Source organism: Neglectibacter timonensis, assembly GCF_900048895.1.
GTDB lineage: Bacteria > Bacillota > Clostridia > Oscillospirales > Acutalibacteraceae > Acutalibacter > Acutalibacter timonensis.
On the sequence record NZ_LT160639.1, the window covers coordinates 782385 to 798383 of the forward strand.

Sequence of the window (15999 nt, forward strand, 5' to 3'; positions counted from 1 at the left end):
CGTCACTCAGATTTCCCAAGATATTGCAGAATACCACATTGACTTGCCCAATATATTGTGCTACCATAGAGGCGCAATAGAACACAGGAACGGCGGCAGGGTTTCAGCTTTCAGGAAGAGCACTCTATGTTTGAGCCTGATGAGTCATAAATATCCGGTGCAGAAACTGCGCCGGATTCTGCTTTGCAGGAGCTACATAGCCTTACTGCCCGGAGAAAGGGAGCGGCGTATTATCATGAAAAACTACCAGGTCATCAAGCGCAGCGGCAGTATCACGGCGTTTGATCTGCATAAGATTTCAGCGGCCATCGAAAAAGCCTTCTGTGCCAGGAACCGGCAGTACGATTCCTCTGTGATCGATCTGCTGACGCTTCGTGTAACGGCGGATTTTGAACCCAAGATCAAAGAGGGCCGTATTTCAGTGGAAGATATTCAGGACAGCGTGGAGACAGTGCTGAGCCAGTCCGGATATGCGGATGTGGCGAAGGCCTACATTCTGTACCGGCGCCAAAGAGAAAAATTGCGCAATACCGAGGCAACCCTTCTCGATTACAAGCAGGTAGTAGACAACTACCTTAAGGTGAACGACTGGAGGGTTAAGGAGAACTCTACCGTCACCTATTCGGTGGGCGGGCTGATTCTCTCCAATTCCGGCGCTATCACCGCCAACTACTGGCTGTCGGAAATCTACGATGACGAAATTGCCAACGCTCACAGGAACGCGGAAATCCACATTCACGACCTCTCCATGCTGACCGGCTACTGCGCGGGCTGGTCCCTCAAGCAGCTCATTCAGGAGGGGCTGGGCGGGATTCCTGGAAAAATCACCTCCGCTCCGGCAAAGCATCTGGCTACGCTCTGCAATCAAATGGTGAACTTTCTGGGAATTATGCAGAACGAATGGGCCGGAGCACAGGCCTTTTCCTCCTTCGACACCTATCTGGCCCCCTTCGTCAAGGCGGACCAGCTCACCTACGACCAGGTAAAAAAATGCATTGAATCCTTCATTTACGGCGTTAACACGCCTTCCCGCTGGGGAACCCAAGCGCCGTTTTCCAACATCACCCTGGATTGGACCGTGCCCAACGACCTCGCCGAGCTGTACGCCATTGTGGGCGGTAGGGAGATGCCTTTTAAATACAAGGATTGCAAGGCGGAAATGGATATGGTCAATAAGGCGTTTATCGAGGTCATGATCGAGGGAGACGCCAACGGCCGGGGGTTCCAGTATCCCATTCCCACCTATTCCATCACCAGGGATTTCGACTGGTCGGAAACAGAGAACAACCGTCTGCTGTTTGAGATGACGGCCAAATACGGCACCCCCTATTTTTCCAATTATATCAACAGCGATATGGAGCCCAGCGATATCCGCAGCATGTGCTGCCGCCTGCGGCTGGATCTGCGGGAACTGCGCAAGAAGACTGGCGGTTTCTTCGGCAGTGGGGAGAGCACCGGTTCCGTGGGCGTTGTAACCATCAACATGCCTCACATTGCCTATCTGGCGGAAGACGAAGCTGATTTCTACCGCCGGCTGGATCATCTGATGGATCTCGCCGCCCGCTCCCTGAAAATCAAACGCACCGTCATCACCAAACTGCTGGACGGGGGCCTTTACCCCTATACCAAACGGTACCTGGGTACCTTTGAGCACCATTTCTCCACCATCGGCCTGCTTGGCATGAACGAGGCCGGCCTGAACGCGAAATGGCTGCAAAAAGATATGACCCACGAGGCCACGCAGGCCTTTACCCGGGATGTCCTGAACCATATGCGGACACGTCTCTCCGACTATCAGGAACAGTATGGAGATCTATACAATTTGGAGGCCACTCCTGCGGAATCTACTGCCTACCGCATGGCCAAGCACGACGTGGAAAAATTCCACGACATTGTAACCGCCGCAGAGGACAACGGCACGCCCTATTACACCAACAGCTCCCATCTGCCGGTAGGTTATACGGACGACCTGTTCTCCGCCCTGGACATTCAGGACGGCTTGCAAACCCTTTATACTTCCGGAACGGTGTTCCACGCTTTTCTGGGAGAGCGTCTGGGAGACTGGCACGCTGCAGCCAAGCTGGTGAAAAAGATCGCGGAAAACTACAAGCTTCCTTATTATACCCTGTCCCCCACCTATTCCATCTGTAAAAACCACGGATACCTGGCTGGAGAGCAATACGAATGCCCTGTCTGTCACGAGAAGACAGAGGTCTACAGCAGGATTACCGGGTATTATCGTCCGGTACAGAACTGGAACGACGGAAAGGCACAGGAATATAAGCAGCGGAAGAACTATCAGGTTTCCGCAGCGCCGGGCCCTCTCTGCAACGCCCCGGCCGCCGCTCCCGGACGGCAGGAAAGGGAACCCCGCGAAGCGCCCGTAGGAGAAAATGTGTTACTGTTCACCACCGCTTCCTGTCCCAACTGCAGGGCCGCAAAGGAAATGCTGCAGCGGGCGGGAGTCCTCTATACAGTGGTTCCCGCAGAGGAACAGCCCGAATTGGTACAGAGGTACGACATCCTGCAGGCGCCGACCCTGGTGCTGGAAGGAGAAAAGCCCGCCGGAATTTATCCCGGGCTCTCCGGCGTGCAGCGGGTAATTGAATTGTTCACGGAATCCCGCTGATATGACAGGACAAAGGGGCCTGTTCCTGTGAAACTCCATAGAGGACATAAGGAGAAGCTTCAAAAGCAGAACCTTTCCACAGGATAAACAAGAGGTCTTTCAGGAGCGCGCTGTAAAAAACTGCAGCGCGCTCCTGCTTTTTTCTGTCCTCTGCAAACCAGCACAAAAAAGAGGTTTCTTTGCACTGTATTTTCCTTGCAATTGACCAAAGAATCAGCTATGATGAAGCTTAAGGAAAGCCCCGCCTTCACTTCTCTGTTTCGGCGAAATAGGCGCGTTTTCCGAAACGATAGAGTGCACATTGGAGGCGGTATATAAAATGACCCATCGCGAACGGTTTATCAGAACGCTAAAGCGGGAAAAAATCGGCGGCCAGGTTCCCCATTTCGAGCTGGTATTTTTTCTGACTATGGAGGCTTTCGGCAAGGTACATCCCTCCCACCGGGAGTACGGTCAGTGGAATCAGATGAGCCTCACAGAAAAAAAGCTGCATATGGAGGATATGGCTGGGCTTTATCTGGACACTGCCCGGCGGTTTCACCACAGCGGTATTTTCGTGCATCCTAACCCGGGCCGTACCTTTGAAGAGATCCAATGGCTTTTGGAAACCATCCGGGAGAAATCCGGGGATGAATATTATCTCACCATGCACGGAGACCCCACCTGGTCCATTCCAGATGGAAATACCATGATGGAGTTTTCCAGAAGAATGTATGAAGAACCAGAACTGCTCAATGAAGAATCAGAACGCCGGACAGAGGCCTGTCTGGAGCTTGCCGCCAGGCTTGATAGCCATGGTCACCTGCTGGACGGCTTCACCCTCTGTTCTGATTACTGTTTCAATGTAAATCCCTTCTTTTCCCGGGAGAAATTTGAGGAGTTGATTACCCCTTATCTTTCCAGTGTAATCCGCGGATACCGGGAGCTGGGTTATTACACCATCAAGCACACGGACGGCAATATCATGCCGATAGCAGACCTGCTGGTGGATTGCGGTCCCCATGCCCTGCATTCCCTGGATCCCCAGGGCGGCGTCAGCCTCGGCACAATGATGCAAACCTATGGTGACCGCGTTGCCCTGATCGGGAACGTCAACTGCGGCCTGCTGCAGACCGGCACTGACGAAGAATGCCGGGCAGACGTCCTGCGTTCCCTGCACGAGGGCATGCAGAATGGAGGAGGATATCTCTTTTCCACCTCCAACTGCATCTACACCGGCCTGCCGCTTTCCCGCTACGAGCTGATGCTCTCCCTCTGGGAACAGTACGGGAATTATGACAGAACCGGCAATTGAGAGAAAAACCGGACGGAGTCGTCCTGTTTTTGAATACAGTAGGCAGCCCTGTATCAAAACTGGAGAATGGGCTGCGGGAGGAGCGTTGTTTTATGACAATTCAAGAGCATACCGCAATTAACAGGGACAAAGAAATCGTTCAGGAACTTGCCAGGCAGGTGTTGGACCTCTCTTCTCTGGAAATCAACCAAAAGAGGAAGGACAGGCTTCGCGCCGTCAATGATCTTCATACCGGCCTCAGGCCCGGCGTATGGCTGAATGAAATCCCCTGGCACGAGATGGACATCGACGGTAAACTGGTTCTGCACTGTACGGATCCCTTTGCCAGGGAGATGGAACAGTATTTCCGGCGCATCCTGTTCCGCTGGGAGTATTTCCAGGCTGACATGGTGGTAGAGGGTTTTTATCCGATTGAAAAATCTTACGAAAGCACTGGAAACGGCCTGGGAATTCAGGAAGATGTGCGCAGGACGGACGAATACAACAACATCGTCTCCCACTCCTATCACGACGTGTTGGATACAGAGGAAAAGCTCGCAAAGCTGCATCCGCCGGTCTTGACCGCCCATCCGGAAATCGACTGCAGAAACCGTGCGGCCGCAGAAGAGCTGCTGGGCGGCACCATGCCGGTACGGCTGATGGGAACGCAGATTTACTATGCCCCCTGGGATGATATCGCCATGCTCCGGGGAGTGGAGCCCATCCTCTATGACATGATGGACCGGCCGGAATTCCTGCATCAGATTATCGCAGGCTACACGGCCAATCAGGACAGCCTGATGACTCAGCTGGAGAAGCTGGGCCTGCTGGAGGATGAGCTGACGGAACTGCACTGCACGCCCGCTTATACCGACGACCTCCCCAAGGCCGGTTCCGGAGAGTCCGTCAGGCTGAAGAACGTTTGGTTCCGCAGCATGGCGCAGATGTTCTCCACTGTCTCCCCTGCCATGCACGACGAGTTCGAGCTGGAATATATGCGCCCGCTGATGGCCCGATGCGGCCTGGTTTATTACGGCTGCTGCGAACCGCTGGACAACAAGATTTCTCTGCTCAAGACCATCCCGAATATGCGGAAAATCGGCGTCAGTCCTTGGGCGGATATCGAATCCTGCGCAGAGCAGCTTGGCAGCGATTATGTTTATGCACGCAAGCCCAATCCGGCCTTTGTGGCCGGAGAGTTCGACGAGGACGTAGTCCGGAAAGAAATTGAAGATACCGTCCGTGTCTGTATCAGGTATCGCTGTCCCTACGAGTTCGTTTTAAAGGATATCAGCACGGTTTCCCAACACCCGGAAAACCTGATTAAATGGACCCGGACCGTTCAGGAAACCCTGGATCGCTATTATGGCTGAATCTGTGCGGAAGTCTCTCCGTTTTCGGTTCCTGCCGGCAGTCCGCCGCTGCAAATCTTTGTATAAAACCTGCTTCTTCGCTTGCTTCTCTCCCAAAAGAACGCTACAATGGAGAAAAGGAGTGTGATTAATGATGAAGTTCTGCTGGACTACCCTGCGTGTTTCTGATTTTGACAAGAGCCTGCGGTTTTACCGCGACCTCATTGGCCTGCCTGTGGCAGAATGCTCCTCCCACGGCGGCGCTTCCATTGCCATGCTGGGGCCGGAGGACGGTCCGAAAATTGAACTGCTTTATGAGGCGGACGCCCCGCTCCAGGGACAGGGGGACGGAATTTCCCTTGGCTTCGAGGTAGGTGATCTGAGCTATGCGACAAAGAAAATGGCAGACCATGGATACCCGCTGCGCCGCGGCCCCATCTCGCCCCATCCCCACATCCGTTTTTCTTTTTTCTCTGATCCGGACGGATATGAAGTACAGCTGGTTGAAAATTTGAACTGAGAACTATATTCTAGAAAGTGAGGCTCCCAAATGGATACGGATTTTTTGAAGCTGGCCGCAGCCCGTTATTCCGTGCGCAAATTCAGGCCTGATCCTGTGGAACCGGAAAAACTGGACCTAATCCTCCGTGCAGGAAATCTGGCCCCTACAGCCTGTAATCTTCAGCCCCAGCGGATTCTTGTTCTCAGCAGTGAGGAATCCCTGGATAAGCTACGCCGTTGCACAAGATGCCACTTTAACGCCCCCGCCGCTTTGCTGGTCTGTTATCACAGGGAGGAGTGCTGGAAACGGGAGTATGATGAGAAAAGCAGCGGCGACATTGACGCCAGTATCGTAACCACGCATATGATGCTGGAAGCCGCTTCTCTTGGCATCGGGAGCACCTGGGTGATGTACTTTAACCCGGAGGCCGTCCGCGAGGAATTCGAGGTTCCGGAACAGCTGGAACCCACTGCCCTTCTGGTGCTGGGTTACCCTGCTGAAGATGCAAAGCCCTCTCCCAGGCATACTGAATCCCGCCCTCTGGAAGAGCTGGTGGTGTGGGAGCATTTTTAGCCTGTCTCGTTCCCCGGAGAAAATCAAAAAAAGGAAGCTGCCGTTTCGGCTGCTTCCTTTTCTGTATATTTAGATCTTGTTCCCCTCGAAAATACAGCCTCTTCAATTTCCATCCTTCTTCCATATCTCCGCAAGAGTCTGATAAAGCAATCTGGGGTCAATTGGCTTTGCCAGGTGCCCATTCATGCCTGCCTCATAGGCGCGCACAACGTCTTCATGAAAGGCATCCGCAGTCATCGCAAGGATGGGGATGGTTTTAGCTCTTTCATGGTTGGATTTCCGGATTGCCCGAGTCGCCTCATACCCGTCCATCACAGGCATCTGCACATCCATCAAAATGAGATCGTATTTATCCCCATCGGCCAAAAAGCGCTCCAACGCCTCCCGTCCGTTTTCCGCGCAGTCCACGTTCATTTCAGCCATTTTCAGCAACTCCACAGCAATTTCCCGGTTCAGGACGTTGTCTTCCACCAACAGAACACAACAGCCTGCCAATTCCGGCCAATTCCTCTCCTCACCTTGGGAAGAGGCCATAGCCACCTTGCTGAGCCCGGTGACGGAGAGTAGGGCATTGTACAGGGTAGAGGCGAAAATCGGCTTGGAAAGGAACCCGTTGGCGCCCGCCTCTCTGGCGCTTTTCTCGATCGAACTCCAGTCATACGCCGTCATGATGATGACAGTGGTATCGGGCCCCACCAATTCCCGTATGCGCCGGGTTACCTCGATGCCGTCGATATCCGGCATCTTCCAATCGATGAGACATACGTCAAAATCCTCCCCGACTTGGTGGGCGAGGCGGACCTTCTCAATTCCCTCTTCACCTGTCAGCGCCCAGTCAGACACAATTCCCAAGTTCTTCAGCAGCAGGGCCGCATGGATGCAGCTGTCGCGGTCGTCATCGGCAACCATCACTTTCAGCGCCTCCAGCTCTGGCTGCTGATAGTGCTGTTGACCGTCGCCGTCCGCCGGGACATCAAAATCCAGTTCAACGGCAAAGGTGGTTCCGACCTCTATCTCGCTTTTTACCGAGATGGTGCCGCCCATCAGGGTGACCAGATTTTTCGTGATCGCCATGCCAAGGCCGGTGCCGCCAAACTTCTGGCCGGTGGCTGCGCTTTCCTGCTCAAAGGGGATGAACAGCCGATCCAAAAACTCCCTGTTCATGCCAATCCCTGTGTCGCTTACGGAAAACCGCAGCCGCACACGGCTCCTCTTCCGCTGCAGCTGCCGGATTTCCAGGCGGATGGAACCGCCTGCAGGTGTAAACTTCAGCGCATTGGTAAGGAGGTTCAAAAGAACCTGGTTCAGCCGCAGCGGGTCGCCGATCAGCACCGTCCCGGTCAAGTCCACCAGCGGGACGGTGAAGGTCAGGCCTTTTTCCACAGCCTGGGGATATATAATAGAGGTAAGCTGCTCCGCGACAGTCTCCAGATTGAAGGCCTCGTGGGCAATTTTCATCTTTCCCTCGTCGATTTTTGACATATCCAAAATATCGTTGATCAGGGTCATCAAATGCTTGGAGGAATACCCTATTTTTTCCAGGCAGTCCTTCACTCTCTGACGGTCCTCGATATAGGCGGCTGCAATGGTGGTCATGCCTATAATCGCATTCATGGGGGTGCGGATCTCATGGGACATCCGGGAAAGAAATTCCGATTTAGCCCGGTTGGCCCGCTCTGCCACTGTAAGAGCATCCTTCAAAGCTTCAGCCTGTTCCGTCAGTCTGCGCTGAATTTCCCGAAGCTCCGTCACGTCGGTGATGTCGATACAGATGGCCAGATAAACAGGGCAGCCGTCCTGCCAGTTTACGCAGGAGGCATTGACCTGCAGCCAGAGGGCCTTTCCATTGCGGCTCATCACATTCATCACGAACTGTACCGGCTCCCCACAGAGAAGCTTTTCCCGATTTTCCTGAATTGAAGTCCAATTGGCCTTGATATTTTTCAAGTGCAGGGGGTTCTCTCCATTTTCTCCATCGCCAAAATATTCTATAAAACGCCTGTTCCCTTCCAGCAGCTTCAAACTGAGATCCTGGCCCACCCGGTATTTGGCCACAAAGCCCGGCAGGCTCTCATAGGTGACCGACTGCTCTCTCTGCATTTGCACGATGCCGTCAACATTGGTCAACACCGAATAGGCCACTTGATACCCATTGATATACTCATCGGCAAACTGTGTAGAGAATTGAACCCAGATAAAATCCCCGTTTTTCCGGCGAAACCGGGAGAGCAGCCGGTATCCCTTCTGATGTGCGGCCAGAGCCCCCAAAACTGCTTCCGTCAGCTCCTTCCACTCCTCGGGATCGTCCCTGTAGTAAAGGTCGGGCCGGTTGTGAAAAGTTGCTTCATATTCCTCTTTGGACCATCCGGTAAACTCATAATAAAATTTATTGGCCCAGATCAGGGTGAAATGTTCATCCAACAGATGCTTGCTGACACTGACTCCCAATAACTCCATCAGCGTGCTGTATTCATAGTCTGCAGGTGCAAAACGCGGTCCGTCCTTTTCTTCTGCTAACTCCTGTCTCTGCTCGCTCATACCAATGGCTCCTTCCGCCGGTATCTCATGTCACGCATTCCTGTTTCAGGATTCGGACTGTCTCCCCACTCCGCCCGCTGTTCCATAGAACGGATCATTTTTTTCAACAGCTGTTTTGCTTTTACAGATTCGGAGAGAGGCCATACCATTCCGCCATCCGTGTACTTCTTCGTATCCCCGTCAAAAGCTCATACGCCTCTGCAGTATATCCTTGTTCCAGCCTGACAGCCATACCGGAAAAATGTCCCCATCATTTTTACTGCGCTTCCTGCCAACATCATGGCTCTTCTGTTTTCAGCCGTTGCCCGGCCGTCTGATTTTATCTGCATCTTCCCCAGCTGGGTACAGTTTTCCAGAAGCCGGAGCAACCTTGTTCATGTTAGTTTTTTTATTATATCACGCAGTTCTGAAAAACTCAACTGGCTTCTGGAAATCCCAGCTTGAAAATGGTATCATATAATAAAATCGGCAGCGGTGGTGAGAATGGATTTCATGGAAGACAGAAACCAAATTTCAAACCTCATTTATAACTATTTTTTCAACCGTCTGATCTTCTGCTCTTACCAATACGGAGAGCAGCTTCCCCCAATTGACACGCTGTGCAACGAGTTCGGCGTTTCGCCCCAAACAGTGAAGACTGCGCTGCGCTGCCTTCGGGAAGAGGGGTACATCGACATGCACAGAGGGCGCCCCACCACTGTTATCTTCCAGCAGACCCTGGAGAACGCCATGCAGCTGTCTCAGGACTACTTTATCCTGCGCAGGGACGCTTATCTTGACCTGCAGAACTGTGCGGGCCTGCTGTTTCCCACCCTGTTGGCCGCAGGATTTCAGCGTATCGAAAGAAACAAGTTCCCTTATCTCTCAAGGCTGGCTGAACGGCCATCTATCAATGATGTGCTCCATTTTTTCAGCTGCGTCCTGCAGAGCCTGGACAATCCCCTTGTGATGAATCTCTATTGGGAGATTACTGTTTTCTGGGGAATGCCATTCCTCAAATACAGTAAATCAAACTTACCAATCCACCGGGATTTCCTTCAGGACCGGATGCAGTCTCTCCTACTGCTCGCCCAGCGGCAGGCATGGGAACCTCTTATAGAGGAACTGGCCGCACTCCAGCGGGATACATTCGCCCCGTTTATCGCCGAGCTGGACACCAGGCCTCCTCTGCCGAAAGAAGAACAGATTCCTTTCTCCTGGAGTATCTACCGGGAACGGCCACAGTGCTGCTACAGCCTGGCAGGCAGGCTTTTACATGAGATTTACCTAGGAGAATACCGGGATTCCGCGTTTCTTCCCTCCTATCAGCGAATGGCTGAGAAATACAGCGTCTCCCTCAGCACCATCCGCCGTACGGTAGCTGTGCTGGATCAGCTTGGCGTCCTGCAGCCGGTGAATGGGAAGGGGGTGCGCGTCTTCTCCATTGGGGAACCCTGTAGGAAGCCGGATTTCAAAAGCCCAGCTGTCCGCCGGAACCTTTCCTACTTTGTCCAATCCTTCGAGATCCTCCTCTGTACCTGTGAACCGGTCTCATGTTCTGTTCTTGAATCCGTGCCGGCCGAAGCGGTGCGTCTGCTTACCGAACAATTTGAGCATAACCTGCGGTCTGGCATTCAGGAATTATCTTTGTGGCATTGGCTCCTTTTTGTGATAAAAAACACAAGGCTGCAAAGTCTGCGTGATATTTATGGCCGGATCTATAGCCTGTTTCTTTGGGGATATCCCCTGAAAGCCTCCCAACAGGAAAACAGGGAACAGGATGCAGGCATGTTAACCTTTACCAAACGCATCATTGTCTGCCTGAAGGACAATGACTTCTCTGGCTGCGGGATAGCTGTGCGCACATTACTTTCCCAGCAGTTCCCTTTGGCAGAGCAGTGCTTACTGCGTCACGGTATCCCGCCAGAAGAAATAAAGCTTTCCCCATCCATTCATCTGCTGCTCACGGGATCCTGATTCGCCTCATCCCGCAGGAATAAGGGGAATCAGGGTCCGTCCTGTCTTTCGGCTATAAAGAAAAGAGTTGAACCATTTTTTTAATGATTCAACTCTTTTTACTTTGGCAAAAGCTACTCGTCTCTTGATTTTTTCGTACCCGTTATTCTACAATAAAAAAACCAGAAAAGTAAAGTTTCTTCTTCACAGTGCAGAAATCTATGGTATAATACTGACAATCCCCAATATTATGTCTACAAGTAGCCATTCTGTCCCTCCTAAAGCATTCTCTGGCGGGACAGTGCTTTTCCCCATAAAAATCCATTCAATACTGAAGCTTTATCATCCTGTGATTTGTATCAAGAAGCAAGGAGCCGGAAAACATGAATCTATACTATGAAATTATGTCGCGCTGGCAATCCTTCCAGCTTGTCTCATCCGCGGAGATGGACCGCCTGCTGAAGCGCTTTAATATTCTATTTATTTACCATTCCGGAAAATTGGAAAATGACCAGGTCACCTATCAGACCACCCGGGAGATTTTTGAAACCGGCACGGCCGCCGCCTTTCCGGAAGGCTCAAAAACGCTGTTCTGGCAGAAAAACCAAAAACTCTGCTACGAATACTTACGGGAAAAAATTCTGGCCCGGGACGATATGGATACCAGTCTTCTTCTGGACGTCCACCGGATTCTGACCAGCGGTACATATGATGAACCGCTCTATGCGACAGATGGCGAGAGGCCCGGCGCCTTTAAGAAGCATGACTATGTCACAGGTCTCTATGAGGTTGGGGCTCCCGCCCGCGAAGTGGAGGAGCAGCTTGACAAGCTGATGGAGGAAGTAAACGGCTACTGCGGTCCGGATCTGCTTGGCACTGGCGCCTATCTGCATGCCAGATTTGAAAACATACGGCCCTTCGCCGAAGGGAATGGGCGGACGGGACGTATTCTTCTGAATTACTTTTTTCTTACCAGAAACCATCCTCCTCTCATCATCTTTTCCGAGGACAGGGCACGCTATCTGGAATGTCTCACAATCTACGACCGGGAGCATGATCTGACTCCTCTGACGGAATTCTTACGGCAAGAAATCATTAAGACCTGGGCGGAAGAATTTTTTCCTGACAGGAGCGCCTCCCAAGAAAACGCCTAAAGACAGCGCTGCTTTACAAGAAGGCGGTGCTAGACACTGCAGTTCGCTTTCTTGCCGCAATTTTTAAAGTTTTTTTCTTGTTCTGACTTACCTTTTTTCCAAATTTCCAGTCCTAAAATCAGGGCTATAAATAAGGATTGTGCAGCGCAGCTGCGGCTGCTACCGCAGTCCGTTTTCACCGATTTTTAGAGTCCCAAATTCAGTTCTCTCATTTGGTATTACTTTTCATCTGCCTGTATCCGTCACGTTGTCAGGGGAAGCCGTTCGGATGCTTTATTTTCATGTGGGCACAGGATACTGCTGGAAAGCTACGCTGCATTTTTAAAAATTTCCCCTTGACAAATGAAATGTGCAGTGTTATAGTTTTTGCAACATAGAAAAACCGTTGACTGGGAGGAGTACTTTCCCACAACCGTATCTAAAGAGAGCCGTGAAGGGTGTGATCATGGCGGTACGGTGGGTAAGGAATGGACCCGGGAGGGCAAACTGAGCACTGGCGGCAGTGTTAGGGGAGACGGAGGCCGACCGTTACAGCGGCTAGCGTATCGAATATCTTGATCTGTACGCGAATGAGGCGCGCTTTCGGGCGAATTTAGGTGGCACCGCAGATGTTCCAACATCTGTCCTAAGGTTTTAGGGCAGATAGTTTATGCACCTGTCCTAAGACATTAGGACAGGTGCATTTTTTATATTTAACTGAATTGTGAAAGGAATGGTAACAATGGCAGAGATCCCCTACAAAATTTATCTGGAAGAAAACGAGATGCCCCAGGCCTGGTATAACCTGCGGGCCGATATGAAAAATAAGCCTGCCCCCCTGTTGAATCCCGGCACCCTAAAGCCCATGACCTTCGAAGATCTCACTCCTGTATTCTGCGACGATCTGGTTCGGCAGGAGCTGGATGACACTACGCCCTTCTTCGAGATCCCCGACGAGATCCGTTCGTTTTATAAGATGTATCGGCCCTCTCCTCTGGTACACGCAAGCTTTTTGGAAAAGGCCCTGGATACTCCGGCTAAGATTTATTACAAATTCGAGGGAAACAACACTTCCGGTTCCCACAAGCTCAACTCCGCCATCGCTCAGGCCTACTATGCAAAAAAGCAGGGCCTTAAAGGCGTTACTACGGAGACAGGCGCCGGCCAGTGGGGAACCGCCCTTTCCATGGCCTGCTCCTATTTCGACCTGGATTGTAAAGTCTACATGGTAAAGGTCTCCTATGAACAGAAGCCCTTCCGCAGAGAGGTGATGCGCACTTACGGTGCATCCGTCACCCCCTCCCCCTCAGAAAATACCCAGGTGGGAAGGAAGATTCTGGAAGCCCATCCCGGCACCACCGGCAGCCTGGGCTGCGCAATTTCTGAAGCGGTGGAAGTGGCCACCTCTACTCCCGGCTACCGCTATGTGCTGGGCTCCGTACTCAACCAGGTGCTGCTGCACCAGTCCGTCATCGGATTGGAGACGAAGGCCGCTCTGGACAAGTACGGCATCCACCCCGATATCATTATCGGCTGCGCAGGCGGCGGCTCTAATTTGGGCGGACTGATCGCCCCCTTCATGGGGCAAAAGCTCCGCGGGGAAGACAACTACCGTTTCATCGCCGTAGAACCAGCCTCCTGCCCCTCTTTAACCAGAGGCAGGTTCGCCTACGATTTCTGCGATACCGGCATGGTGTGCCCGCTGGCGAAGATGTACACCCTGGGTTCCAATTTCATTCCCTCCGCCAACCATGCCGGCGGACTGCGCTACCACGGCATGAGCTCCGTCCTTTCCCAGCTCTATGCCGACGGCCTAATGGAGGCTGTCTCCGTGGAACAGACCTCCGTGTTTGAGGCTGCAGAGCTGTTCGCCCGTGTGGAAGGGACCCTTCCCGCCCCGGAGTCCAGCCATGCCATCCGCACGGCTATCGACGAGGCCTTAAAATGCAAGGAGACCGGCGAGGAGAAGACCATCGTCTTCGGCCTGACCGGCACAGGTTACTTTGATATGACAGCCTATGAGAGGTTCAACGACGGCAAGATGACCGACACCATCCCCAGTGACGAGGAACTGGAGGCCAGTTTTGCCACCCTGCCTCAGGTAAATCTGTAAGAATACTGAAATCAGGCCCAGCGCCGGCGAATGCTCCCCTTTAGACGACAGCAATTTTACGCTGTCTCTCAGGGGAGCATTTTTCATACAAACAAGAGCCCTACGGGCAGCTTTCTCAAGGAATAAAAGATTGTTCAGGCTTTTCAGATACATTCCATATTACGGGATACAGCTCCACACGTTCGTCGATAAGCGCAGGCTGAGGCCATTTCCCTTCCAGAAAAATTTCTGTACAGTGAGCAATAGGCGGTGAGGCACACGTCCGAAAACTGCTTTTCCCTTCATGGCAGCTTATCCTTGCATGCACAAAGGATCTAAATATGGTATAATAAAAAATAACCTGAGACGCGTGCGGTGGGCCGAAGAACCGAAGAGGTTGAGATGCGCGGCTTGCCCACCGCAGGTGTGGTATCATAGTCGCCGGCATAGGGAAAATCCTAAAACTTTTTGCCGTACCGTGTAGACTAACACCGCTGGCGTAGTTCTCTCAGCGGAGAAAAAGGCCGAAAGTCAGCTGTCACTGTACTGCACGAACCACCAACCGCAGGTGCTTGAATTTCGCACCCAAGGTGTGGATGGAAAACGGATAAAGTAGGAGGATCTTCCGTGACTGAAATTACTGTATGGCGCTATTTCGCCACTTCCATAACCCTGCCGCTGGTGATTCCCATTGTATTCCTGCTGATCTCCACCTGGCGGTTTCCTCCTAAGCGGATGAACCGGATTTTTCTGGAAATAGAGGGCGGCATGGTTGGGCTCGGCCTGTTAATCTACTTACTGCTGGGGCCTACGGTCATCTCTGCCTGGATTGCCGGAACTCTTCTTCCCGTCATCTGCACCATTGCCTTTCTGGCCTGCTGCGAACTTCGGGACGGTCGTCTGGCTTTTATCCTGGTTACCGCCGGATTGGATACCTCGATCTGTGACGCCCTGACAACGGTTTTTGTGCAGCGTGACCATTTCCTCTGGATTCTGCTGAAGGTACTGATCACAGTCCTGCAAACCCTGCTGATTTGGAAATTCTGCAGAAAGCCTCTGCTGGAAATGTTGGATGAAAACCAGATCAAGTGGGGACAGGTGGTCTGGGTCCCCCTTTTCCTCTGGATCTCCCTGGTCGCATTCTGCGTGTATCCGGCGGTGGCGGAAAGCAGGAGAGCCCCAGTTTTTCCTACTCTCGTTCTCTGTATCACTACGGTGCTGCTCTATGTGATGCTGTATCGCTTCCAGCGCGCAATCCGCCAGCAGGCGGAAATCCAGAAATACAACGCCATCCTGCGCTCTGAAGTGGGTTTCCTGGAAAAGGAGGCAGCCCAGGCTGAGGCCGCCTCCCAGAGCGTCAGGATCTTCCGGCACGACATGCGCCACTTTATCCGGCTGCTGCGCAGCTGCCTTGCTAGTGGAAACCTGGGGCATGCCGGAGAAATTTTGGATCGGTTGGAGGAAAACACGGCCGCTCTCGGCGGGTTGGGGGTCCTGCACCGCTATACCGGGAACCCTATTCTCGACACGGTGCTCACGCAGGCCGCCGCCAGGGCGGAACAGGCAGGAATCCGGTTTATTGTAGTGCTGGAGCTGCCAAAATTTCTGCAGGCCGACGTTACGGAGCTGGCCGTGGTCATCTCCAACGCCTTGGAAAACGCACTGACAGCTGTGGACAAGGAAACTGAAACAAAGGAGCCCCATGTCTCCCTTTTTGGAAAGCCCTGTGGGACCCAGCTGCTGCTTGAAATCTCCAATTCTTTCTCCGGCCCCCTCCGCCTGGATCCTGCCACAGGTTTACCCTCCAACCAAAAGGAGGGACATGGCTACGGCACCCGCTCCATCTTTAACTTCGTTCAAAAATACCATGGCGTGTTGGAATGTACCACCCAGGAAGAAGAATTCATCTTAAAGCTACTGGTCTGATTTCCTGTGCCGCATACAGCAAAAAAAGCTTCCTGCCCCGGCTGAA

Annotated in this window: 10 protein-coding genes; 9 read left to right on the plus strand and 1 reads right to left on the minus strand. The window is 52.5% G+C overall.

Translation table 11 applies throughout. The annotated features are described in order from the left end of the window. The first annotated feature begins 235 nt into the window (after positions 1-235). The 5 genes from BN3911_RS08505 (at position 236) to BN3911_RS08530 (ending at position 6329) form a co-directional block, all read left to right on the plus strand. Positions 236-2629, plus strand: coding sequence for a ribonucleoside triphosphate reductase (locus BN3911_RS08505; RefSeq protein WP_066864368.1), 2394 nt, complete (start codon positions 236-238; stop codon positions 2627-2629). A gap of 319 nt (positions 2630-2948) precedes the next feature. Further along, positions 2949-3923, plus strand: a complete 975-nt coding sequence (locus BN3911_RS08515) for a uroporphyrinogen decarboxylase family protein (protein ID WP_066864030.1) — start codon at positions 2949-2951, stop codon at positions 3921-3923. 92 nt (positions 3924-4015) lie between these two features. Continuing rightward, complete coding sequence (locus BN3911_RS08520; protein WP_066864371.1) at positions 4016-5275, plus strand: uroporphyrinogen decarboxylase/cobalamine-independent methonine synthase family protein; 1260 nt, start codon at positions 4016-4018, stop codon at positions 5273-5275. 130 nt (positions 5276-5405) lie between these two features. Then, positions 5406-5774 (plus strand): VOC family protein, encoded by a 369-nt coding sequence (locus BN3911_RS08525; protein WP_082942182.1) that lies wholly within the window; start codon positions 5406-5408, stop codon positions 5772-5774. 30 nt (positions 5775-5804) lie between these two features. Next, a complete protein-coding gene (locus tag BN3911_RS08530) occupies positions 5805-6329 on the plus strand; it encodes a nitroreductase family protein (RefSeq protein WP_066864033.1) in 525 nt (174 codons plus the stop codon). Positions 6330-6431: 102 nt separating this feature from the next. Here BN3911_RS08530 and BN3911_RS08535 read toward each other — a convergent pair whose 3' ends face one another. Next, the gene (locus tag BN3911_RS08535) at positions 6432-8867 is read right to left on the minus strand and encodes a response regulator (protein ID WP_066864036.1); all 2436 of its coding nucleotides are present in this window, start codon (positions 8865-8867) and stop codon (positions 6432-6434) included. A 483-nt stretch (positions 8868-9350) separates the two neighbouring features. Here BN3911_RS08535 and BN3911_RS08545 point away from each other — a divergent pair, with 483 nt between their 5' ends. From BN3911_RS08545 to BN3911_RS08560, 4 genes are all read left to right on the plus strand, one after another. Beyond that, the gene (locus tag BN3911_RS08545) at positions 9351-10823 is read left to right on the plus strand and encodes a GntR family transcriptional regulator (RefSeq protein ID WP_082942183.1); all 1473 of its coding nucleotides are present in this window, start codon (positions 9351-9353) and stop codon (positions 10821-10823) included. A 362-nt stretch (positions 10824-11185) separates the two neighbouring features. Further along, positions 11186-11956: a Fic family protein gene (locus BN3911_RS08550; protein ID WP_066864042.1), complete on the plus strand. Its 771-nt coding sequence runs from the start codon at positions 11186-11188 to the stop codon at positions 11954-11956. Positions 11957-12668: 712 nt separating this feature from the next. After that, positions 12669-14048, plus strand: a complete 1380-nt coding sequence (locus BN3911_RS08555; protein WP_066864045.1) for a TrpB-like pyridoxal phosphate-dependent enzyme — start codon at positions 12669-12671, stop codon at positions 14046-14048. A 606-nt stretch (positions 14049-14654) separates the two neighbouring features. After that, on the plus strand, positions 14655-15953 hold the full coding sequence (locus tag BN3911_RS08560) for a sensor histidine kinase (RefSeq protein WP_066864048.1): 1299 nt from the start codon (positions 14655-14657) through the stop codon (positions 15951-15953). Positions 15954-15999 lie beyond the last annotated feature (46 nt).

Coding starts and splice junctions, on each gene's coding strand:
- BN3911_RS08535 (WP_066864036.1), bottom strand. CDS start 8,867: ATGAGCGAGCAGAGACAGGAGTTAGCAGAAGAAAAGGACGGACCGCGT.
- BN3911_RS08545 (WP_082942183.1), top strand. CDS start 9,351: ATGGATTTCATGGAAGACAGAAACCAAATTTCAAACCTCATTTATAAC.
- BN3911_RS08525 (WP_082942182.1), top strand. CDS start 5,406: ATGATGAAGTTCTGCTGGACTACCCTGCGTGTTTCTGATTTTGACAAG.
- BN3911_RS08505 (WP_066864368.1), top strand. CDS start 236: ATGAAAAACTACCAGGTCATCAAGCGCAGCGGCAGTATCACGGCGTTT.
- BN3911_RS08520 (WP_066864371.1), top strand. CDS start 4,016: ATGACAATTCAAGAGCATACCGCAATTAACAGGGACAAAGAAATCGTT.
- BN3911_RS08550 (WP_066864042.1), top strand. CDS start 11,186: ATGAATCTATACTATGAAATTATGTCGCGCTGGCAATCCTTCCAGCTT.
- BN3911_RS08555 (WP_066864045.1), top strand. CDS start 12,669: ATGGTAACAATGGCAGAGATCCCCTACAAAATTTATCTGGAAGAAAAC.
- BN3911_RS08530 (WP_066864033.1), top strand. CDS start 5,805: ATGGATACGGATTTTTTGAAGCTGGCCGCAGCCCGTTATTCCGTGCGC.
- BN3911_RS08515 (WP_066864030.1), top strand. CDS start 2,949: ATGACCCATCGCGAACGGTTTATCAGAACGCTAAAGCGGGAAAAAATC.